This is a genomic window from Actinomadura sp. 21ATH (genome assembly GCF_041951345.1).
GTDB lineage: Bacteria > Actinomycetota > Actinomycetes > Streptosporangiales > Streptosporangiaceae > Spirillospora.
Map to the genome: position 1 here is coordinate 144,693 of NZ_JBGNUR010000009.1, position 21,949 is coordinate 166,641.

Genomic DNA, 21,949 nt, shown 5'->3' on the forward strand with positions numbered 1-21,949 from the left:
CGACCGGTCCTGCCGATCGTGCAACGATCTTCCGGACGTACCCGGCACTGATGGAGGGGACATGAAGCGCACCTGCGCCATCACCGCGGCGGCACTCGCCACGCTCACGGCCTCCGCCGTCCCCGCCCACGCCGGCGGCGGGCGCGAGATCCGCTTCGCCACGTTCAACGCGTCCCTCAACCGTTCCACCGAGGGCGCCCTGGTCAACGACCTCTCCACGCGATCGAACGCCCAGGCCGCGGCCGTCGCCGAGATCATCCAGCGCGCCCGGCCGGACGTCCTCCTGATCAACGAGTTCGACTACGACGCCGCCGGGAAGGCCGCGCGCCTCTTCCAGGACAACTACCTCTCCGTGGGACACAACGGCGCGTCCCCCATCAACTACCGCTACCGCTACACCGCCCCGAGCAACACGGGCATCCCGTCAGGCCACGACCTGAACAACGACGGCACGGTGGCGACCACCCCGGGCTCCGACGCGTACGGCCAGGACTCCTACGGCTACGGCTTCTTCCCCGGCCAGTACGGCATGGTCGTCTACTCCCGGTACCCCATCGACTTCCGGAACGTCCGCACGTTCCAGAACTTCCGCTGGGCCGACATGCCGGGCGCCGTCCTCCCCGAGAACTACTACTCGGCCGCCGAACTCAGGTCCCTGCGCCTCTCCTCCAAGAGCCACTGGGACGTACCGGTGAAGGTCAACGGCAAGCGCGTCCACTTCCTGGCGAGCCACCCCACGCCCCCGTCGTTCGACGGCACCGAGGACCGCAACGGGCGGCGCAACCACGACGAGATCCGCTTCTGGGCCGACTACGTACAGCCGTCCAAGAGCCGCTACATCTACGACGACAAGCGCCGCCGCGGCGGCCTGGCCCCGGGCGCGCGCTTCGTCATCGCGGGCGACCAGAACGCCGACCCGAACGACGGCGACAGCTACGCCGGCGCCATCCACCAGCTCCTCCGCAACCCCCGCGTCAACGCGAAGTACGCCCCGTCCAGCCCCGGCGCCCCCGAGGCGAGCGCCCTCCAGGGCGGCGCGAACACCACCCACAAGGGCGACCCGAAATACGACACCGCCGACTTCGCCGACACGGCCCCCGGAAACCTGCGGGTCGACTACGTCCTGCCGTCCAAGAACCTCAAGCCCACCAACGGCGGCGTCTTCTGGCCAACGAGAAACGACCCCCTCTACCGCCTGACCGGCACCTACCCTTTCCCCACCTCAGACCACCGCCTGGTCTGGCTCACCGCCCGCCCCTGACCTCAGCATCCGATTGGCGGGGACGGTTCCGGGGTCGTGCCGCTACTTGTCGCGCGAAATGAGCGGGGAGCACGCCCCGGCAAGAACCAAGCCGGGAATCTTCTTTCCACGGCGGACCTCGCATCGCTTATGCGACGTTTCCATCCACTGCTTTTACGTATTTCGTCTTCCCACGCCACGGCAGGCTCCTCACCCGCCATGCAGTAGCCGTAGATCTGTTCCGCGACGTCGTCGGTGAAGAGGTGGTCGAAGTGGAAAGATCCTTCGAACGCCGACCAGGCCACTCCCTCCGCGCCCGCGCAGACCCTTGGCAGGCACTGCAGCAAATAGGAGGCGATATCCTGGTCGACATCATGAAAGACGAGATCATACTCCCATACGGCCACCTCTTTCACATCTGGCTCGGGACGCATCCGGATGATATCGATCTCGTCCGGACGCATGCCCGGGATCTCGAACGCGTCCTCTCGCAGGCACTCCTCCACTCGTCCCAGCGTGAAGAGGGTGACGACCGCGGGGCCGCCCCAGCAGACAGCCTCTCTGGTCGAAGTCATGGGTGCCCAACGCCTCTGGACGGCGCGTTCTTGCACTCATCACTCGACAAGAGGATCTGAATTCCAGGCCACTCGTCATCGCTCGCTGCGCGCAACTCTTCGACAAATCCTGACGAGAAGAACGTGACGTACCCGGTGAACACCGTCGGGTCCGTGGCGATCGGCGACGATGAGATGCGTGCGGTGACGGATCTGTCAGGCAACTGGATGTTGAGCATCTGCAGCGCGTCCAAGGCGAAGGCGACGCCTCTGCGCATCAGCTACCGGACGCGTTCACTCCCCACCAGGTCGATGTCCAGGTCAGGAATGCCGCGTCCGTTCACCGCGGCTTCGTAGTCACCGATGGCGGGGAAACTTGAGCGCTGGCCGAAATATGATCTGCGGAAGGCGGTCAGGAGAACGGCGCCGTGCTCCACCGACCAGCCCTCCTCGATTATTTCGCGGAGCGGGGCGTACATGTCCGACGGCCGGACGGAATCCAGGAAGGCGTCCCCCAGGATTCTCCGAGCATCACGGCTGATCATCGTCATGCGTTCTCCCGCGGTGTGGAGGCCGAGTGTTCAGGGATGCGGGTCGGCTTTCACGGGCAGGAAGGCGGACAGGTCCATGGAGGGGTGGGGGTACTTCCAGTCCAGGCCCTCGAACGGGATGTACATGCCTTCGGGCCGGCCGGCCAGGAAGTAGTTGCCGTCCCACTGGTTGGGGTGGGTGACCGGGGCGTCCGGGGGGAAGTTCGCGCCTACCGGCTCGTGCGGGACGTCGACGCCGAAAACGGCGTACACGGCGGCGTCCACGAAGTTGGTGAAGCCGATCGGTCCTCGCAGGTGGGTTCCCTGGATGGTCAGGGCGTGGACGCGGTCGCGGGCGAAGTAGAGGGAGCTGAGGTCCTTGACGACCTGGGTGAAGTCGTGGGCGGCGTCGTGGTGAACGAACGCCCGGGTCTGCCGCTCGTTCGCCAGGACCGCGCCCACGTACGTCGGCAGGTCGCCGTGGAACATGCGGACGCGGGACATCGCGTTCGGGAACAGGCGGCGCAGGCGCTCGTGCGTGAACCTCAGGTATGCCTGGTTGACGTCCACGAGGTCGAGTTCCAGGCCCATCGGCTCCACGCACCCGGCGAGGACGGCGGCCGAGCCTCCCATGAAGACACCGACGTCCACGAGCCGGGTCAGGTCCTGGTGGGTGCGTTCGATGCGGTCGAACATGTGGAAGTAGTGGTACGCGCTGCACTGGTCCTCGTAGGCGACGTCGGACGCCCGGATCCGCGCGGCGACCCGGTCGAAGATCGTCTTCTGGCCCGCGAAGGTCTCCAGGTCGGCGTGGTGGCCGCTGTAGACGGGGATGTCCAGTGCCTCGTGCGGGTTCTCCGCTTCGGCCAGACCGGGGTCGGGGTCGAGGAAGGTCCCCCAGGAGCCCTCGTGCATGGCCACGGTCGCGGTGTAGTCGGTCATCGTCGGCTCGCCTTTCGGGATTCCGGGCCGTCTTGGAGCGGGGTCAGTGCGCCGCGGCCGCCGCCGGGCGGTCGGGGGCGGGCGCGGGAGCTTCGGGGCGTGCGCTGCGGATGCCCAGCACGATCGCCGCGCCCAGCGCCACGAGCCCGGCCACCATGGTCGCCAGTGGCGTGATCGGGCCCAGGGCCGGCTGCCACGCGCCGGTGAGCGGGCTCATGAGCGGTTCTCCGTAGTGCAGGCCGTGCTGGTAGCGGATCATCATGTACGCCAGTCCGACGAGATGTGCGGGCAGCAGGGCGGCGGCCAGCCAGCCCGTCGCCGAGCGCGCGAGCGGCGCGGTGAGCAGGCCGCGTTCCTCGATGGTGTACGCGGCCAGCAGCGCCGCGCCGACCGCGGCGGGAAGGATGTAGCGGCCCTGCGCGCCCATCCCGTCGGTCTCGGCGCCGAAGACGTCCATCCACAGCGGCAGCGCGAACGCCCCCGCCACGACGAGCAGGAGCCGCAACCGGTCCGTGCGCGTGCCCGCGAGCACCGCCGCGACGAGGAGGAACCCGGCGGCACCGATCCAGACCGCGTGGAAGGCGCCGGGCATCTCGGCCTCCAGCCACCCGAACTGGCCCACCATCGACTTGAGGTAGAACGACGTCCGCTCGGCGATCACGACCTTCAGCGCGGCGCCGGGGCCGAGCCCGGCGCCGCCGGGGACCGGGACCAGTTCGGTGGCCTTCATGGCGAGCGTCCAGATCCCCGACGTCAGGCCCACCACGGTGAGGACCGCGGCGAACACCCGCGCGCCGCGGTCGCGGGCCAGCTGGACGATCCGGGCGCGGCCGGCCGTCCCGGTCAGGATGAGCACGGCCAGCGCGACGGCCAGCGGGCCCGCGGGGCGGGTCCAGGCCACCACGGTGGCGGCGACGCCGGCCAGGATGAGCAGCCGCCGGTCGACGGGGCCCCTGCCCAGTACGAGCGGGATGAGGGCGGTCCACATCGCGATCGCCGCCGAGATCTCCAACCCGTTCGGGTTGATCACCCCGGCCAGGTGGAGCGCCATCGGCGTGGCGGCGACCAGCAGCCCCGCGAGCAGGAACGGCCGCCGCGACCAGGCCAGGACGCTGTACGTCGCGACCGCCAGGAACGCCGCCGAAAGGGCCGCGCTGAGAAGCCGGGCGAGCAGCAGGCCCGTGTCGTCGGGCGACCACTTGAGCGGCCAGCCGACCACCAGGTGGTACGTGGGCTGGTAGCGGCCCGTGGCGGAGAATCCGACCCTGGGTTCGTCCGGCCGCTTCGCCGCCTTGGGGACCTTGTCCAGGCAGCTCGCCGGCCGCTCCGCCTTGAACGCGAAGCACGCGGGCGACGGCCGCTGGACGCCGGAGGGGACGGTCTGCCGGGTGCCGGGCAGCGGCCGCTCCGTCCCCGGCGCCCGCAGGTACTCGGGCGGCACGATGATGTCGCCGCCGGCGACGCCCGCCGCGCGGGTGATGTGGGCCTGCTCGTCCGGGCCGCCGTCCCAGGGGAGGGCGACCGCCCAGGCGGCGCCGACCGCGAAGAAGCCGAGGAAGGCCAGGAGCGCGATCAGCCGGAGCCGTCGCGGCGGAGCGTTCACCGTGCTTCCGGGCCGCGGCGGACGCGGGCGGAGATGGCCCGTCCGAGCTGGCTCACCGCGGGGCCCAGCTCGGGTGCCGCGGGGGCGCGGGGCGCCGACAGCCGGGCCAGTTCCTCGCGCAGTCCTTGCAGCTCCCGCTGGCGGGTCGCGATCTCGGTGCGGGAGCGGTCGAGTTCGGCGCGCAGCCGACCGATCTCCTCCTGCTGCCCGGTGATCGTCGCCGCGAGCCGGTCGGCGTCCTCGGCGTGCGCCCGCGCCTCGTACTGCAACTGAAGGAGGCGGCTGTAGAGGGCGATCCGGTTGTTCTCCATGGCGCCGAGGAGGGCGGAGGAGGTGTACGGCCGCAGCGCGGCGAAGATCTCGTCCGTGCCGGGGGCGCCTTCCCTGGCGAGCAGGCCGAAGCCGAACACCGCGGGAACGATCTCGAACCGCCAGCCGGCGCCGTCCTCGGCGAGCGCGTCCTCGACGGCCGTGAGCACGCCGTTGCGCTCGCCGCCCGCCTCGGCCGCCACGGTGAACGCGCCGTCGCCGACGAAGCCGGCGGGCGTGACGCCGTCGTGCCAGACGCTGGGGCCGTCCTCGGTCGCCGGACGCAGGTCCTCGGGGGGCAGCGGGGACGGCTGGTAGTAGAAGTCGCGGCGGCCGCACGGCCACAGCACGTCGTGCAGGGCGACGACGGCGTCCGGCGCGTTCGCCATGATCCACGCGAGTTCGCGGCGGACGACGGCGTAGTTGTGGTCGCCGTCCAGGACGTAGAGGTCGGCGGCGGGGAGTTCGGCCAGGACGCCGGGCGACAGGCCCTCGACGAGGGTGAGCCGGGGGTCGCCGTCGATCGCGGCGCGCAGCCGGTCGTCGGGGCTGGGCTCGACGCAGTACACGGTGGCGCCCAGGTCGGCGTAGACCGAGCTGACCTGGCCGGATTCCACGCCGACCTCGACCACCGTGGCGAAGTCGCGGTGGGCGAAGACCGTCTCGAACAGTTCGCGGAACGTCGCCATCGAGTGCAGCAGTATGGGCCGTTCCCTGGCGGCCCGGGCCTGCGCGTGCGGGTCCTCGCGCGTGCCCGCGAAGTCGGGGTTCAGGGCGCACCTCCCAGCTTCCGTCTGGCGATGCGGCTCGCACCGGCCGCCACGCCCTTCACTCCGGTGGTCCGGTACTCCTCGCGGAGCCGGTCGGACAGCCGCGCGGTACGGGCCGACAACGCGGCCCGTTTGTCCACGGGCATCCGCGGCGCCATCCCGGACATCGACTGGGGCAGCATGGCGAACGCGATGCTGACCTGGCCGGACGAGACGACCGGTGCCCCGGCGCGGCGGGCGATCGGCAGCCAGACCGCCGCGTGCGGGGAGAAGAACTCCATCAGGTTGCCGCCGAGGTAGCGGCACTCGGCGTAGTGCAGGCCGACGAAGTCCTCCGGCTTGTCCCAGCGCAGCACGTGCTCCTGCCTGCGGCCGCCGGCGATGACCTGCGCCTCGATCCAGTCGACCCGGACGATCGCGGGGCGGCCGGGGATGGCCAGCGAGATGTCGACGGTGTCGTGGTGCTCGAAGCGCAGCCGCGCGTACGACAGGCCGTTGTGGTTGATGCGGACCCGGGCGCGGATGACCTCGTGCCAGCGGTCGTCCACGGTGCGGTAGCGCAGCCGCGTCTCGACGGGCTCACCGGCCGGTTCCAGCGCCCGCCGGTCGAGGTGGCCCTCGGCGATGGCGCGGGTGAGCGCGCCGAGCTGCGGGTCCGAGGCGGCGAGCAGCCCGGGCCAGAACGAGTCCCGCATGTGCAGGTCGGCCAGGTCGTTCGCGGACATGTACGGGACGGCGCGCAGGTCGTCCGGGAGGAGGGTCGTGACCAGGTCGGAGCCGAAGTTGTCCTCGTGCGCCCAGTGCCCGAAGACGGCGGCCTCCTCGGGCGTCGGCGCCTCAAGGGCGGACACGAGGATGCGGGCGAGCCGGGCGCGGAGGGCCGGGGCGGTGGTGAGGCCGGGGCCGTCGCCGGCGGCCGCGTACCGGTTCCAGTTGCGCTGGAACGCGAGGATGCCGTCCTGGACGGTGCGCCGCTCGGCCAGCTGGGACGCCGAGTCGGCCGTGTCGCCGAGTACCGGCTCGCCGTCCTCGTCGAAGCCGATGAGCGATCCGCACAGCGCGTTGACGCACTGCTCGACGATCTCGGGGCTGCGGGTCACGGTGTCGGCGACGCGGGCGGGGTCGCCGGCCTGGGCGAGGTAGCCCTCGGCGCGCAGCCCGGCCAGGTAGACGCGTTCGGACCGGCGGTCGGTGGCCAGGTAGAGCCCGGCCGGCACGATGTCGATCATGGCGATCTGCAGCGCCTTGGCGAGCTGGAGCTGGATGGTCCCGCCCCAGCCGAGGTCGACCAGGGTGAGTTCGGGGCCGTCGAGCGCGCCCGCCTCGCGCAGCGATCTGATCATCCGTTCGCGGGCGGCGGTGACGGTGACGGCCAGCCGGTTGCGCAGGTGCGGCGTCTCGGTGAGCGACCGGGCGACCCGGTCGGCGATGTCGCCGTTGTCGATGACGGTGTCCAGCTCGGTGGCCAGGCCGGGCACCTCGCCCGCCTGGAGCTCCAGGACCGACAGCACCTGCCGGACGGTCATCTGGTAGCCGCTGCGGACGAACGCGTGGACCGCGCCGGTGTCGAACGGGTCGAGCCCGGCCAGCGAGGTCACGAACCGCGACAGCCAGACGGGCCGGGCCTCGACGTCCCAGCCGCGCGCCGCCGCCGCGTTGTTGATCATCTGGGCGAGCAGCTCGCCCTCGCGCATCGGGCACCAGAGCAGGCGCGTCCCCGACGCGTGCGCCCGGGCCGCGGCCCACTCGGCGAATCCGGTGATCACCGGGCCGAGGACGGCGGCACCGTACCGCCAGGCGATGTCGAGCGCCGAGGTGGCGTGCGGGGCGGTGGCGTGGATCGTCTTGGCGCGCAGGCTGGTCAGGCCGAAGTCGCCGTGGGTCTCGTCCAGGTCGGGCGCGTGGTCGCCGACCGCGGCGACCGGCTCGCGCTCGCGTTCCAGGACGGTCTCGTACGCCTCGTCGAGCCTGCGGTAGCAGAGGGTGCGGACGCCGAGCTCGGCCGGGACCTCGTCGTCGGCGATCTCGTTGTCGCCGACGTGGACGATCTGCCGGGGGCTGCTGTCCAGGTCGCGCAGCACGATCTCCCACAGCCCGGACGCCTTGTCGACGCCGTGCTGGTTGGAGCGGAAGATCGTGACGTCCTGCATCGGGCCCAGCTCGGAGCGGTCGAGCAGGAGCGACAGGTGGTCCTCGGTGAAGTAGGTGTCGGAGACCAGGACGATCCGGATGTCCTGCTTGCGGGCGGCGGCGATCACCGCCGCGATGTCCAGGTCCACCACGGTGATCTCGCGTTCGAGCCGGACCTCGGCCTCGACGAGAGGGTCGAGTTCGGCGGCGGCGAAGATCCCGGCGGGCATGGCCCGCCAGATGTCGAACAGCGAGACCTCGCTGCCGAGGGCGTTCCGGCCGCGCCGGGCGGCCTGCTCGGCGGCGATGCGCATCCGGCGGAAGGTCGCGTCGGTGACCCACTCCGGGCAGAGCCCCTCGGCGCGCAGCCGGGCGGCCAGCAGGGCGAACGCGTCGGTCGGGCGCGGCACCCGCCGCCACAGCACGGTGTCGAAGATGTCCAGGGAGAGCACCGTGCACTGCCGGTCGGCGATGATCCGATGGACGTCATCGAGTAGCGGGCACTCGATCTCCTGCTGTGTCAACGCCGTACCTCTCTGGCTCGGACCCTGCCCCATGGTCCGGGACACCCTACCGATCTGTCCCACATGCCGGGAAAGCTCACTGAGCTGCCCCGTTCCGCCCGGCGGGCGTCATGCGGCGCGCCTGGCGGTCCTCGCGCCAGAGCGCCCCGGCCTCCGCCGCGCTCCCGTCGAAGACCTTGCGGCCGGCGCGCATCATGACGCCGCGGTCGCAGAGCCTGGTGAGCATCTGGATGTCGTGCGCGACGATCACCATGGTGCGGCCCTCGCCGCGCAGCTCGCAGATGCGGGCCAGGCACTTCTCCCGGAACGGCGGGTCGCCGACGGCCAGCACCTCGTCGATGAGGAAGATGTCGGGCTCGGTGTGCGCGGCGATGGAGAACGCCAGCCGCATGAACATGCCGGACGAGTAGAACTTCACCTGGCTGTCGAGGAAGCGGCCGACGCCGGAGAACTCCACGATCTCGTCGAACTTCGCCTCGACCTCGCGCTCGCCCATGCCGAGGATCGCGGCGTTCAGGAAGACGTTCTCCCGGCCGGTCAGCTCCGGGTGCAGCCCCGCGCCGACGTCGATCAGCCCGGCGACGCGGCCGCGCACCAGCACCCGGCCGTCGTCGGGCCGCATCACCCCGGAGATCAGCTTGAGCAGGGTGCTCTTGCCGGAGCCGTTCAGCCCCATCAGCGCGACGGTCTCGCCGGGGTGGACGGTCAGGCTGACGTCGTCGAGCGCGTTGAACGTCTCCGACAGGCTCTGCCGGCGGACGGCCCGCACGGTCATCTCCTTGATGGACCGGGCGTGCCGCAGCGTGAACCGCTTGCTCACCGAGTCGATGACGATCGAGGGCACGGTCACGGTCACAGCTCCTCGGCGAAGCGGCGCTGGGCGCGGGCGAACACCAGCCGGCCGGCCAGGAGGACGAGCGCGGCCACCGCCAGCGAGAGCAGCGCCCGGCCGTACAGGCCCGGCGGGAAGGCGAAGTCCTGCCGGGTGCCGGGGAACCAGAACGCCCGCTGGAAGAGGCTGACGGCCGACACGAGCGGGTTGGCCAGGTAGGCGTCCAGCACCCAGTCCGGGGCCTTGTCGCGCACGTGCGTCCACGGGTAGATCATCGGGACGGTCCAGGTGATGACGATCATCAGGATGTCGACGACCTGCTCCAGGTCCCGGAAGTACACGTTGACGGCGGCGCAGATCAGCCCCAGGCCCAGCCCGAGCGTCACGACGATCGCGAAGCCCAGCGCGGCCGCGGCCAGCCCTTGGACCGACGGCCGCCAGCCGTACGACAGCGCGGCGCCCAGCAGGATCGCCAGGCCCGGCAGGAAGTGCACCAGCGACACCAGCAGCGAGGCCGCCGGGAACATCTCCCGGGGCAGGAAGACCTTCTTCACGAGCGGGGCGTTGCCGGTCACCGCGCGCGTGCACGAGTGCAGCGTCTCGGTGAACAGGTTGACCAGCACCATCCCGGCGAACAGGTAGACCGGGAAGTGCTGCACCAGCCGGTCCATGCCGAGGAAGACCCCGACCACGAAGAAGTAGACCGAGAAGTGCACCGCGGGCCGCACGTACGACCAGCCGAGCCCCAGCAGCGACCCCTTGTACCGGGACTTGAGCTCCCGGCGCACGAGCAGCCGCAGCAGGTAGCGGCGGCGGAGGACCTGGCGCAGGCCGCCGTCCGCCTCGGGCGGCCGCAGCCCGCCGTCCGCCGGGGTCGCCGCGACCGTCATCGGTCCCCGGGTTCCGCGGCGCCGAACGTCCGCCGCCAGGTCTCGGGAGCGGCCAGGTCGGCCATCGCCGCCCGGTAGCCGCGGCTCAGCTCCGGCCACTCCCGGCTGAGCCGGGCGTGCAGCAGGGACGTCCGCTTCATGATCTTCTTGAACCGCTCCGGGTCGCGCTGGTACCAGGCCACCTTCATGCCGTCGGCCGAGGAGACCAGCGCGCTGTCGAACTGCGACAGCACGCCCCAGTGCCGGTCGATGTGCGGGATCACGGCCTGCGGGTTCGCCCGCGCCCCCGCGTCCACCGGGCGCATCTGCTTCAGCGTGCCGATGGCGGCGGTGGCGAGCAGCGCCGCGCGGCCGCTCGGCGGCTTGGGGTCGCGGCCGCGCTTGGGCGGCTTGCGCCGCCTCACCTGGGGGAACCTCTCGTGGCTGGGACGGTTCTGCGCGTCCGGGAAGGCCGCCCGGAACGCCAGGATCTCCGGCAGCTTCCCGGCGATCTCGGCGTGCATGTGGTCCGGCCCGCGCAGCACGTCCTCGATCGCCCAGAGCATCAGCTCGGCGGTGGAGTACTGGAGCGACAGGGCGTGCTTCACCGAGATGATGAAGCTCTCCTTGACCAGGTTGCCGCCCCGCTCGTACGGCGAGTGCAGCAGCGCGGTGACCAGCCGGTTGCGCTCGTGGAAGTACGCCTGCCAGTCGATGCCGTCGTCCTTGTCCTGCCACGGGACGTGCCAGGCGGCCATGCCGGGCAGCGAGACGGTCGGGAAGCCCGCCGCGCCCGCGCGCACGCAGTACTCGGCGTCGTCCCACTTGATGAACATCGGCATGGACAGGCCGACCTTGCGCATGACGTCGACGGGGATGAGGCACATCCACCAGCCGTTGTAGTCGACGTCCACGCGGCGGTGCAGCCACTTGGTCTCCAGCAGGCTGCCCGTGCTGGCCCGCTTCGAGGCCGGCGAGGCGTCCTGCGGCAGGTCGGCCGTCAGCGGGTTGGCGGGGCGGGCGAAGTCGTGCTCGCGGCGCGTGTGCGGCGCGGCGTCCCACCACCAGCGGTAACGCTGGATCGTCTCGCCGTACGCGTGCAGCTGCGACCGGACGAAGAGGTTGAACATGTGGCCGCCGACGATGGTCGGCGTGCGGGCGTGGTCGCCGAACGCGACGGCCCGCAGCACCCCCTCGCTCTCGGTGACCACGTCGTCGTCGAGGAGCAGCACGTAGTCGCTGGTCCCGGCGCGCAGCGTCTCGTCCATCGCGCGCGCGAAGCCGCCGGAGCCGCCGAGGTTCGGCTGCTCGATCACCCGCAGTCTCGCTCCGAGCGCCTCGGCGGCGCGCGGGTAGCCCTCGTGGTCGCGGACCCGCTCGGTCCCCTGGTCCACGACGTAGATCTCGTCGACGATGTCCAGGACCTCGGGGGCGTCGCCGAGCGCGAGCAGCTGGTCCACGCAGAACGACGGCCGGTTGAACGTGGTGATGCCGAGGCTGACGCGCCCCTGCCGGACCCGGCCGGCCTCGCCGGCCTCCACGCACCAGTCCGCCCGTTCCAGCACGGCGGTGTTCTCCCCCGCGAGCACGTCCAGCCAGTACCAGCCGCCGTCGATGAACGGCTGGAGGGACAGCCGGAAGGTCTCCTCCCGCGACTCCCGCGAGTCGATCCGCACGGAGGCGACCCGCTGGATGTGGCCCTTCGCGCTCGACCGGTAGACGATCACGTTGGCCTGGCCGCGCAGCCGGACCCGCAGGACCACCTCCTCGACGGTGGTCCAGCGCCGCCAGTAGCCGGCCGGGAACGCGTTGAAGTAGGTGGCGAACGAGACGCGGCTGCCGATGGGCACGACGACGCTGCGCCGCCCCACGTCCTCGGCCGCCAGCTCCGCGGGCGGCGCGCCGGGCCGGTCCACCGCGCGGGCGATGTCGTCCTCGACGGCCCGTTCGGCCTCCAGGGCCGCCGCGCCCCGGGCGATCCGGCCCTCCACGTACAGCTTGAGCACGTCCAGGTCGCGGTCCACCGGCATCACCACGCGCTGGAGCACGCGCAGGTCCCGGGCCGCGCCGGTCACCTCGGTCACTGGTCCACACCTCCACTGATGAGACGCGTGCCCGCGGTGAAATGGGGACGCAGATCGTTGTCGACCATGCTGAGCGCGCTGGCGATCGCCATGTGCATGTCGAGGTACTTGTACGTGCCGAGCCGCCCGCCGAAGAGCACGCCGTCCTCGCGCCGGGCCATCTCCCGGTAGGCGAGCAGCCGGGCCCGGTCGGCCGGGGTGTTGATGGGGTAGTACGGCTCGTCCCCGCGGGCGGCGAACCGCGAGTACTCCCGCATGATCACGGTCCGGTCGGCCGGGTACCGGTCCCGCTCGGGGTGGAAGTGCCGGAACTCGTGGATCCGGGTGTACGGCACGTCCTCGTCGGCGTAGTTCATCACCGGCGTGCCCTGGAAGTCGCCGGTCGGCACGACCTCGGTCTCGAAGTCCAGGGTGCGCCAGCCCAGGTCGCCCTCGGCGTAGCCGAAGTAGCGGTCCAGCGGGCCGGTGTAGACGACGGGGACGTTCCCGACCAGGCCGTCGCGCAGGTCGAGGAAGTCGGTGCCGAGCCGGATCTCGATGTTCGGGTGGTCGGCCATCCGCTCCAGCCAGGCGGTGTAGCCGTCGACCGGGAGGCCCTCGTACGTGTCGTCGAAGTAGCGGTTCTCGAAGGTGTAGCGCACCGGGAGCCGCGCGATGATCTCCGGCGGCAGCTCGCGCGGGTCGGTCTGCCACTGCTTGGCGGTGTAGCCCCTGATGAACGCCTCGTACAGGGGGCGCCCGATCAGCGAGACGGCCTTCTCCTCCAGGTTGGCCGGCGCGGTGACCTCGGCGGCCTGCCCGGCGATCAGCGCCCGCGCCTCGTCGGGGGTGAACGCGCGGCCGAAGTACGCGCAGATGGTGCCGAGGTTGATCGGCATGGAGTAGACCCGGCCCTTGAAGGTCGAGTAGACCCGGTGCCGGTAGTCGGTGAACGTGGTGAACCGGTTGGCGTACTCCCACACGCGCTCGTTGGAGGTGTGGAAGAGGTGCGCGCCGTAGCGGTGGATCTCGATCCCGGTCTCGGGTTCGGCCTCGCTGTAGGCGTTGCCTCCGATATGGTCGCGGCGTTCCAGTACCAGCACGCGCAGGCCGAGCTCGGCCGCGCAGCGCTCGGCGACCGTGAGTCCGAAGAATCCGGAACCGGCGACTACAAGATCAGCATTCACAGGGACAACGTCCGTCTCCGCGGGGTACGGGCAGGCGCGGAAGATACCTATCGGCCTATTGGTACGGATTCGGGGGATAAGATACCCGGGGTTCGATCGGTACAGGTGCAAGTCCCCGAGGATCTGCACGTCCCCAAGGATCTCAGTGGCCCAGCCCCCTTCCGGCAGCGCGCCCCGGCGCGCCCGCCCCGCGGTCTACCTGCACGTGGGGGCGGCGAAGAGCGGGACCACCTACCTGCAGAACGTCCTGTGGCGCAACCGCGACCGGCTGCGCGAGCAGGGCGTCCTGTATCCGGGCCCCGACTTCGCCGCCCACGTCCGGGCGGCCTTCGACCTGCGCCGGACCTTCTTCCGCGGCGCGACCGACCCCACGGTCCGGGGCGCGTGGCGGGAGCTGGTGGACGCGGCCCGCGGCTGGCCGGGGACGACGATCATCTCCCAGGAGCTGTTCGCGCCCACCCGCGCCGAGTACGTGGCGCGGGCGCTCGCCGACCTCGACTTCGCCGACGTCCACGTGGTCTTCACCGTGCGCGACCTGGGCCGGCAGATCCCCGCGCACTGGCAGGAGGACGTCAAGAACCGCTTCACCACCTCGTTCGAGGAGTTCGTCGCCGCCCTGTCCCGGCGCGACTGGGAGAACTTCGAGGTCGCCCGGCTGTTCTGGGGCCTCCAGGACCCGGTGGCGGTGCTCGCGCGCTGGGGCGCCGGCCTGCCGCCCGACCGCGTCCACGTCGTCACGCTGCCCCGGCCGGGCGCCCCCCGCGACCTGCTCTGGCGGCGCTTCTGCGCGGCCGTGGGGCTGGACCCCGGCGGCTGCGATCCGTCCGCCGCGTTCGGCAACCCCTCGCTCGGGCTCGCCGAGACGCAGTACGTCCGGCTGCTCAACGGGGCGCTGGACGAGCGGATCGGCTGGCACACCTACAACGACGAGGTCAAGCTGCACCTGGCTCAGGAGGTGCTCACCCGCCGCCCGTCCCCGATCAGGACGACGCTGCCGGCGGAGCACCTGCCCTGGGCGGTGGAGCGCGCCATCGAGACGGTCGAGGCGGTGCGCGCCGCCCGCTACCGGGTGGTCGGCGACCTCTACGAGCTCATCCCCGCGTACGAGCGGGCGCCGGGGCCGGACCCCGACGAGCCGCGCTGGCCGGAGCTGGCCGACGTGGGCACCGACGCCATCACCGCGCTGCTGCGGCGCGTCGTGGAGGGTGAGGAGCTCGCCGCCGCCGTGCCCGGCGCGGAGGCGGCGGCCGGCGACCGGCTCGGCGAGCTGGCGGCGGACGCGGCGGAGCTGGCCGACCTCACCGGCCGGCTGCTGCACGACGCCACCCCGCTGAGCAGGCGGGCCGCCCAGAACGTCAAGCGCCATCCGGGGGTGCGGCGGCTGGGCGGCGCCTACCGGCGCATCCAGGCGAGGACGGGCCGGCCCGGCGGCCCGAGCGAGTGAAGGTGAGCCCGTACATGGCCGAGCACGGCCCCGCGAAATCCGTCTACCTGCACGCCGGCGCGCCGATCGCCGGGTCGGGCTTCCTCCAGCGGGCGCTGTGGGCCAACCGGAGGCGGCTCGGCGACGCCGGTGTCTGCTACCCGCTCGCGGGCCCCGGCGAGCACTTCGGCGCGGTCATGGACCTGCGCGAGATGTCGTGGGGCGGCCGCCGCGACCCGGCCTGGGACGGAGCCTGGGAACGCGTGGCGCGCCGCACCCTCGACTGGGACGGCCCCACCGCGCTGTTCTCCCAGGAGCTGCTGGGCGGCGTCACCGAGCAGCAGGCGAAGCGGGCCGTGGCCGCGCTGGAGCCCGCCGAGGTGCACGTCGTCTTCATCACCCGCGACCTCGGCCGGCAGCTGGTGCTCGACTGGCAGGAGCAGCTCCGGCACGCCCACACGATCACCTTCGAGCGCTTCGTGGACGACCTCGTCGAGCACGGCATCGGCGCGCCCGAGCCGTACGGCCCGATGTTCTGGGGGTTGCACGACCCGGAGCGGGTGCTGCGCACCTGGGAGGCGGCCGTGCCGCGCGACCGGATCCACGTGATCACGCTGCCGCCGTACGACCCGGACCCCGGCCTGCTGTGGGGGCGGTACTGCGCGGTGACGGGCCTCGACCCGGCGGCGTACGACGTCGCGGGCATCCCGGCCGAGGAGCCGCTGTCGGTGATCGAGGCGGAGCTGCTCCGCCGGCTCAACGTCAAGATCGCTCCCGCGCTGGGCGGCGACTACGAGCGGGTGGTGCGCGACCACCTGGTCGGGGCCGGGCTGGCCGACGCCGCGGACGCGGCCGGCCGGACCGAGATGGGCCTGCCGGAACGGCACGCCGCCTGGGCCGCCGACCGTACCCGGCGGCTCGCCGGCGCGCTGCGCGCCGCCGGCTACCGGATCGTCGGCGACCTCGACGAGCTCACCACCCCGCGCCACCCGGACGGCGTGGTCCAGCCGGGCGACCTGCCGGAGGAGCGGATCGCCACCGCCTCCGTCGCGGTGGTCGCCCACCTGCTGGAACGGATCGCCGGCGCGCAGGAGCGCATCGGCATGGCCCACCTGAACAGCGAGCTGGCGAGCGTGCGGCGGAACCTGGACAGGCTGATCGAGTCCGCCGCGTCGCCGTCGCCCGCGCTCCAGCGCGCCGCGCGCCGCGCCGCCTCCAGGCGGGCCCCGTGAGCGCGCCGGGCACGCCCCCGGGCGAGGGCGCCGGACCGGCCGTCGCGACCGTGGCGGCGGTGGTCGTCACCTTCAACCGGCGCGAGCTGCTCGCCGAGGCGCTGGCCGCGCTGCTCGCCCAGACCCGCTCCCCCGACCGGATCGTCGTGGTGGACAACGCCTCCGCGGACGGCACCGCCGCGATGGTCCGCGAGCGGTTCCCGGACGCGGACCTGATGGAACTCCCCCGCAACGTCGGCGGGGCGGGCGGGTTCGCCGCCGGGACGGCGCGGGCCCTCCAGGAGGGCGCCGACCTCCTCTGGCTCCTCGACGACGACACCGTGCCCGAGCCGGGTGCCCTGGCGGCGCTGCTCGACGCCCGGACCCTGGGCGCCGGCGCGGACGGGCCGCCCGTGCTGGTCGCCAGCAGGGTGGTGTGGACCGACGGCCGCGACCACCCGATGAACACGCCCCGGGCCAAGCCGCGCGCCCCGGCCGCCGAATGGGAGACCGCCCGCGCGGCGGGCTGCGTGCCCGTCCGGTCCGCGTCGTTCGTCTCGGTGCTCGTGGACGCGGCCGCCGTCCGGGAGCGGGGCCTGCCGGTCGCCGACTACTTCCTGTGGAACGACGACTTCGAGTTCACCACCCGGCTGCTGCGCGGCCGCCGCGGCCTGTACTGCCCGGACAGCGTCGCCGTCCACAAGACCAGGGTCTTCGGCGGGACGGAGACCGACCCGGGCGACCGCTTCTTCTACGAGGTCCGCAACAAGATCTGGCTCTTCACGGGCAGTCCCGGGCTCGCCCCGCCGGAACGCGTCCTGTACGCCGGGGCCACCCTGCGGCGCTGGTTCCGCACGTTCGCCGCGTCCTCGGACCGGGCGGTGCTGCGCGGGGCCATGCTCCGCGGCGTCAGGGCGGGCGTGCGCGCCCGGCCGCGCCCCACGGAGGCGCTGCTGCGCGAGGTGGGCGTGGACGTTCCGCCGCGCGTCCGGGCATGATCTCCAGATGTCCCTGGCGACGACGGAGTTGCGCGCCCGCGAGGCGGACCGTCCCCGGGAGGCCCTGCCCGTCCGGCTGATGCCGCTGCTGCCGGCGGTGGCCGCGCTCGCGCTGTCGCTGGCGGGGATCCGCGGGGCGTCGTTCTGGCTGGACGAGTCCGCCACGGTGAGCATGACCGGCCGTTCCACCGCGGACATGCTGAGGGTGTTCGACCACCTCGACCTGGTGCACGCCCCGTACTACCTGATCATGCGCCCGTGGGCGGCGCTGTTCGGCACCGGCGAGCTGGCGCTGCGGCTCCCCAGCGCGCTGGCGGCGGGCGCGGCCGCCGCCGGGGTGGCGGTCCTCGGCCGGCGCTGCCACGGGCCGCTCGCGGGACTGCTGGCCGGGCTCCTGTACGCGGGCAGCGTCCCCGTCTCCCGGTACGGCCAGGAGGCCCGGTCGTACGCGATGGTCGCGGCCGCCGCCGTCCTCGCCTCCTACCTGCTGGCGCGCGGCGTCGAGAAGGACGTGCGGCGCCCGTGGCCGTGGTTCTGCGGGTACGCCCTCGCGATCGTCCTCGGCGGGCTCCTCAACCTCAACGCCGTGCTGCTGCTGCCGGCGCACGGGATCACCCTCGCCGTCGCACGTTCCAGGAGGGCCGGAACGTGGGTGCGCTGGCCGGTCGCCGCGGGCGCGGCCGTCGCGGCGCTCGTGCCGTTCGGCCTGGCCGCGCGGGATCAGAAGGTCCAGGTGGACTGGCTGCCGGTGCCGACGTGGCGGACCGTGCGGACGCTGGCGGAGTTCCTGACCGGCGCCCCCGCCCTCGTCCCGCCGGTGCTGGCGCTGGCGGTCGCGGGCGCGGTGGCGACCCGGCGGGGCCGCGGCGGGCTCTCCCTCGCGGCGCTGGCGGTTCCGTGGCTGCTCGTGCCTCCGGCGGTGCTGCTCGTCGCGTCGCTGGTGACCGATCCGCTGTTCACCTTCCGCTACGTCCTGTTCTGCGTCCCCGCGCTCGCCCTGCTGGCCGGTGCGGGCCTCGCCCGGCTCGCCGCGCTCGGCCGCCCGGCCGCCGGCACCGCGCTCGCGGTGGCGGTGGTGGCCGTCCTCGCGGTCCCGTCCGTACCGGAGCACCGCGCGATCCGGCGCCAGGACAGCCGCCCGGACGACCTGCGCGCCGCCGCCGACATCGTCCGGGGGCACGCCCGCGACGGCGACGCCATCGTGTACCTCGCGGGCATCGTCCGGTGGGACGCGGCCGCGTACCCGGACGCGTTCGGCCGGCTCCGCGACATCGGGATGGCCGAGGACCCGGTGCGCGCCGGCAACCTCAAGGGCCGCGACCTGCTCCCCCGTGAGATCCGCGGCGCGCTGATCCGCTCGGACCGGGTGTGGGTCATGAGCAGCAGGTCGGTCGTGACGCGGCCCGGGGACGTGGTGTGGCGCCGCGCCCGGACCGTCCTCGTGGCCGGGCCGTGGCGGGTGGCGGGCGACTGGCGGTTCAGGGGCGGCGTGCTCACCCTCTACGAGCGGACCGGCCCCTTCCGGCCCGGCTCCCGGCCGCCCTGGCCGTGACGGCCGCGGCCCCTGGCCCTTGACCTGGCCCGCTTCAGCGGACCTCGACGTAGTCGACCTGCCCCCGGCCGTCCAGCCGGCGCAGCGACAGCGTGTTCCAGCCCGCGCCGAGATCGCCCTCGACCGTCGCGGTGGTGGCCCACGAGCCGGTCTTTCCCGGGCGCAGCGGTACCGTCGCGGGCGCGGTCCCGTTCACGGCCAGCTCCAGCCGCGACCGCCCCTTGGACCAGTTGGCGTACCGGACGGCGACCGAGTATCTCCCGGCGACCGGCGCGAACACCGGGAACTCCAGCGGGCAGCCCGCGCGGGCGAACGCGCCCGCCGCCCGGCCGCCCGACGCCTTGCGCCGGCCGAGCACGGTAACGCACCCGTTCAGGCGCCCCCGCTCGGCCTCGTACCGGACCGGGACGCCGCGGACGACGGGGCGCGCCCCGTCCCAGCCGAGCGCGGCCACGTACATCGCCCGGTTCACCCGGGAGCCGCCGCGGTACTCCCGGATGCCGTGGAAGACGAGCCGGTCGCCGCTCTCTTCGGCGAGCACGTCGGCGCTGCCCGGGCCCTGGACCCGCCCGCCGTACGCGCCGGTCGACAGCAGCGGCGCCGCGGCCTTCCGGTAGGGCCCCATGATCGACGAGGCGGTCGCGTAGCGGGTCTGGTAGTTGGACTTGAAGTACCAGCCAGCCGAGTAGAACAGCACGTACTTGCCGCCGCGCCGTACCAGGTCGGGGGCCTCCACCAGGACGGGCTCGTTCCCGTCGCGGCCCAGGATCCGCTTCGGGGCGCCCGCCGGGCGCAGCCCGTCCGGGGTCAGCCGCACCAGGTGGACGGCGGCCTTCTCCCTCGCGTCGGTCTTGTAGAGCAGGTAGCGGGTGCCGTCGTCCTCGATGTACGAGGCCGGGTCGATCGCCCCGCCCAGGTCCAGCGGGCAGACCAGCGGCTCGCCCTCGGCCGGCACGAACGGCCCGGCGGCGGATCTCGCGGTGGCGACGCCGATGCACTGGACGTCGCGGTCCTTGCGGCGGGCGGAGAAGTACAGGATGTACGGCCCCTTCCCGCCGCGCGGCGGGACGACCTCCGGAGCCCACGTCCATCCCGGCGCGGCCCACGCGGGAAGCTGCGCCAGCCCGTCCCCGGGGTTCTGCGTCCACGGCCCGGTCGGCGAAGGCGCGGTGGCCACGGGCAGCGCGCCCGCGGCGTTGTTGGTGCCGTACGCGAAGTACGTGCCGCCGACCCGGATCACGGTGGGGTCGGCGAAGTAGTCCCCGATCACCGGCTTGACGGGCGAGTAGCCCGGCGCGTCCAGCGGTGTCGGCGTGCTCGCGGGGCTCGGCAGCGGCGGAGCGGCCGCCGCCCGCGAGACGCGCGGCGACGACTCGCCCGCGGGCCGTTCCGGAAGCGGGAGGCATGCGTTCGCGAGCCCGAACGCGGCGAGCGCCAGCAGCGCGCTGACCGGGGCCCGGCCGGCCAGCGACGCCAGCGGCCCGCCTGCTCGCTGATCCACTCTTATCTCCCTTGTCCCCCCGAATCATGCCAAACCCCCGGGGACCGGACCCCGCCGTCTCCGCATGGAAGGGGCGATCGACACCTAATACCCTTGCTCGTCGGCGCCTAGGAAGAGGAGAAACGGGCTTGTACCGACATAGCGGGTCCCCCGGCTCGCCCTCCCGCCTCCTCATCGCGGTCATCGCGGTCATCCTGGCGGCCGCGTCGGCACTGGCCGGATGCGTCGGCCCCCTCGGCTCCCCGGACGGGAAGGCCCCGGGAAAGGCCGCCGCCCCCCGCAAGCCGAACATCATCTTCGTGCTCACCGACGACCTGTCCTGGGACCTGGTCGAGCACATGCCCCGCGTCCAGGCGATGCGGCGGGCGGGCACCACGTTCGGCAACTTCTTCGTCGCCGACTCGCTGTGCTGCACCTCCCGCGCCACGATGTTCACCGGCCGGTACCCGCACAACACCGGCGTCCGCACCAACTTCCCGCCCGACGGCGGGTACGGGGTCTTCAAGGCGCGCGGCGGCGAGCAGTCCTCCTACGCGCCGGCCCTGCGCGCCGCCGGCTACCGCACCGGCCTCATGGGCAAGTACCTCAACGGCTACCAGCCGGACGACGCGCAGGGCGGGCCGCGGCCGTACGTCCCGCCCGGCTGGGACGAGTGGCACGTCGCCGGCAACGGGTACCAGGAGTACGGCTACAACCTCAACGAGAACGGCAAGCTGGTCCACTACGGCAACCGGCCGCAGGACTACCTCACCGACGTCCTGGCCGAAAAGAGCGTGCGGTTCCTCCAGCAGGCGTCCGCCGACCGCAAGCCCTTCTTCCTCCAGGTCTCCACGTTCGCTCCGCACGGGCCGTTCGTCGCCGCGCCCCGGCACGCCCGCGCGTTCCCGAACCTCCGCGCACCCCGGCCCCCGTCGTTCAACGAGGCCGACAACTCCGACAAGCCGTCCTGGCTGCGCGCGCGCCCCAGGCTCCGCGCGCCCGGGATCGCCCGGATCGACGCGGGCTTCCGCGACCGCGTCCGGATGGTCCAGTCCGTGGACGAGATGATCGGCCGCCTCCAGCAGACGCTGGCCGCGACCGGCCGCGACCGCGACACCTACCTCGTCTTCGGCTCCGACAACGGCTTCCACCTGGGCCAGTACCGGCTCGCGGGCGGCAAGATGACGGCCTTCGACACCGACGTCCAGGTGCCCTACGTCGTCACCGGCCCCGGCGTCCCCGCAGGCCGCGGCGAGGGCGCGTTCGCCCAGAACACCGACCTCCTCCCCACGTTCCTCGAACTGGCGGGCGCCGCCGTGCCCCGCGGGACCGACGGCCGCTCCCTCGTCCCGTTCCTGCGCGGCGAGAACCCCTCCGGATGGCGCAATGTGGCCCTCGTCGAGCACGTGAAACCGCCGCCCAGCCCGCAGGACCCGGACCGGCAGGACTCCGGGCCCGGCGCGCCGCCGACCTACAACGCCCTGCGCACCCAGCGCGAGCTGTACGTCGAGTACGTCAACGGGGAGCGCGAGTACTACGACCTCGTCCGCGATCCCCATGCGCTGGTGAACCGCGCCGGCGCGCTCCCGCCGCAGCGAAGGGAGGAGCTGGCCGGGCTGCTGTACGCCTTGAAGCAGTGCGCCGGAACGAGCTGCGCGACGGCGGGGCGCACCCGCTGAGCGCCGATATGATCCGTGGCGACCCATTTGATTCCGTGCCCATCGGGCGCACT

18 protein-coding genes are annotated in these 21,949 nt (G+C 72.8%); 6 read left to right on the plus strand and 12 right to left on the minus strand.

The features are described 5' to 3' along the window. The first annotated feature begins 61 nt into the window (after window positions 1–61). Window positions 62–1,261 (plus strand): endonuclease/exonuclease/phosphatase family protein, encoded by a 1,200-nt coding sequence (locus ACA361_RS25465; RefSeq protein ID WP_375015757.1) that lies wholly within the window; start codon window positions 62–64, stop codon window positions 1,259–1,261. Between the two features lie 2 nt (window positions 1,262–1,263). Here ACA361_RS25465 and ACA361_RS25470 read toward each other — a convergent pair whose 3' ends face one another. The 11 genes from ACA361_RS25470 to glf all read right to left on the minus strand — a co-directional run bounded on the left by ACA361_RS25470 (window position 1,264) and on the right by glf (window position 13,553). Next, entirely contained in the window at window positions 1,264–1,815 is a 552-nt protein-coding gene (locus ACA361_RS25470) for a hypothetical protein (protein WP_375015758.1), read from the minus strand. Further along, a complete protein-coding gene (locus ACA361_RS25475; protein ID WP_375015761.1) occupies window positions 1,812–2,048 on the minus strand; it encodes a hypothetical protein in 237 nt (78 codons plus the stop codon). Before ACA361_RS25475 ends, ACA361_RS25470 begins: the two co-directional genes overlap by 4 nt. Window positions 2,049–2,075: 27 nt before the next feature. Next, complete coding sequence (locus tag ACA361_RS25480; protein ID WP_375015763.1) at window positions 2,076–2,345, minus strand: hypothetical protein; 270 nt, start codon at window positions 2,343–2,345, stop codon at window positions 2,076–2,078. Window positions 2,346–2,375: 30 nt separating this feature from the next. Beyond that, window positions 2,376–3,266, minus strand: a complete 891-nt coding sequence (locus ACA361_RS25485; protein ID WP_375015765.1) for a class I SAM-dependent methyltransferase — start codon at window positions 3,264–3,266, stop codon at window positions 2,376–2,378. 43 nt (window positions 3,267–3,309) lie between these two features. Further along, window positions 3,310–4,869 (minus strand): DUF2142 domain-containing protein, encoded by a 1,560-nt coding sequence (locus ACA361_RS25490; RefSeq protein WP_375015766.1) that lies wholly within the window; start codon window positions 4,867–4,869, stop codon window positions 3,310–3,312. Then, the gene (locus tag ACA361_RS25495; RefSeq protein WP_375015768.1) at window positions 4,866–5,867 is read right to left on the minus strand and encodes a class I SAM-dependent methyltransferase; all 1,002 of its coding nucleotides are present in this window, start codon (window positions 5,865–5,867) and stop codon (window positions 4,866–4,868) included. The genes ACA361_RS25490 and ACA361_RS25495 overlap by 4 nt, the downstream gene beginning before the upstream one ends. 80 nt (window positions 5,868–5,947) lie before the next feature. After that, on the minus strand, window positions 5,948–8,602 hold the full coding sequence (locus ACA361_RS25500; RefSeq protein ID WP_375015770.1) for an HAD family hydrolase: 2,655 nt from the start codon (window positions 8,600–8,602) through the stop codon (window positions 5,948–5,950). A gap of 76 nt (window positions 8,603–8,678) precedes the next feature. Then, a complete protein-coding gene (locus ACA361_RS25505) occupies window positions 8,679–9,452 on the minus strand; it encodes an ABC transporter ATP-binding protein (protein ID WP_375015772.1) in 774 nt (257 codons plus the stop codon). Between the two features lie 2 nt (window positions 9,453–9,454). Next, a complete protein-coding gene (locus ACA361_RS25510) occupies window positions 9,455–10,324 on the minus strand; it encodes an ABC transporter permease (protein ID WP_375015774.1) in 870 nt (289 codons plus the stop codon). Then, entirely contained in the window at window positions 10,321–12,387 is a 2,067-nt protein-coding gene (locus ACA361_RS25515; protein WP_375015775.1) for a glycosyltransferase, read from the minus strand. The genes ACA361_RS25510 and ACA361_RS25515 overlap by 4 nt, the downstream gene beginning before the upstream one ends. Beyond that, window positions 12,384–13,553: a UDP-galactopyranose mutase gene (glf, locus tag ACA361_RS25520; RefSeq protein ID WP_375015777.1), complete on the minus strand. Its 1,170-nt coding sequence runs from the start codon at window positions 13,551–13,553 to the stop codon at window positions 12,384–12,386. The genes ACA361_RS25515 and glf overlap by 4 nt, the downstream gene beginning before the upstream one ends. Window positions 13,554–13,698: 145 nt before the next feature. Between glf and ACA361_RS25525 the strand changes: the two genes are divergently transcribed. The 4 genes from ACA361_RS25525 to ACA361_RS25540 are packed head-to-tail and all read left to right on the plus strand — an operon-like array spanning window position 13,699 to window position 18,737. Next, on the plus strand, window positions 13,699–14,997 hold the full coding sequence (locus ACA361_RS25525; RefSeq protein ID WP_375015779.1) for a hypothetical protein: 1,299 nt from the start codon (window positions 13,699–13,701) through the stop codon (window positions 14,995–14,997). A 14-nt stretch (window positions 14,998–15,011) separates the two neighbouring features. After that, window positions 15,012–16,208, plus strand: a complete 1,197-nt coding sequence (locus tag ACA361_RS25530; RefSeq protein ID WP_375015781.1) for a hypothetical protein — start codon at window positions 15,012–15,014, stop codon at window positions 16,206–16,208. Next, complete coding sequence (locus ACA361_RS25535) at window positions 16,205–17,185, plus strand: glycosyltransferase (protein WP_375015783.1); 981 nt, start codon at window positions 16,205–16,207, stop codon at window positions 17,183–17,185. Before ACA361_RS25530 ends, ACA361_RS25535 begins: the two co-directional genes overlap by 4 nt. 7 nt (window positions 17,186–17,192) lie before the next feature. Then, window positions 17,193–18,737: a glycosyltransferase family 39 protein gene (locus ACA361_RS25540; RefSeq protein WP_375015784.1), complete on the plus strand. Its 1,545-nt coding sequence runs from the start codon at window positions 17,193–17,195 to the stop codon at window positions 18,735–18,737. A gap of 34 nt (window positions 18,738–18,771) precedes the next feature. On the opposite strand, the gene ACA361_RS25545 is transcribed toward ACA361_RS25540, so the two are convergent. Beyond that, window positions 18,772–20,238: a family 43 glycosylhydrolase gene (locus tag ACA361_RS25545; protein WP_375015786.1), complete on the minus strand. Its 1,467-nt coding sequence runs from the start codon at window positions 20,236–20,238 to the stop codon at window positions 18,772–18,774. 128 nt (window positions 20,239–20,366) lie between these two features. On the opposite strand from ACA361_RS25545, the gene ACA361_RS25550 reads away from it, so the two are divergent. After that, on the plus strand, window positions 20,367–21,896 hold the full coding sequence (locus ACA361_RS25550) for a sulfatase (RefSeq protein WP_375015787.1): 1,530 nt from the start codon (window positions 20,367–20,369) through the stop codon (window positions 21,894–21,896). Window positions 21,897–21,949 lie beyond the last annotated feature (53 nt).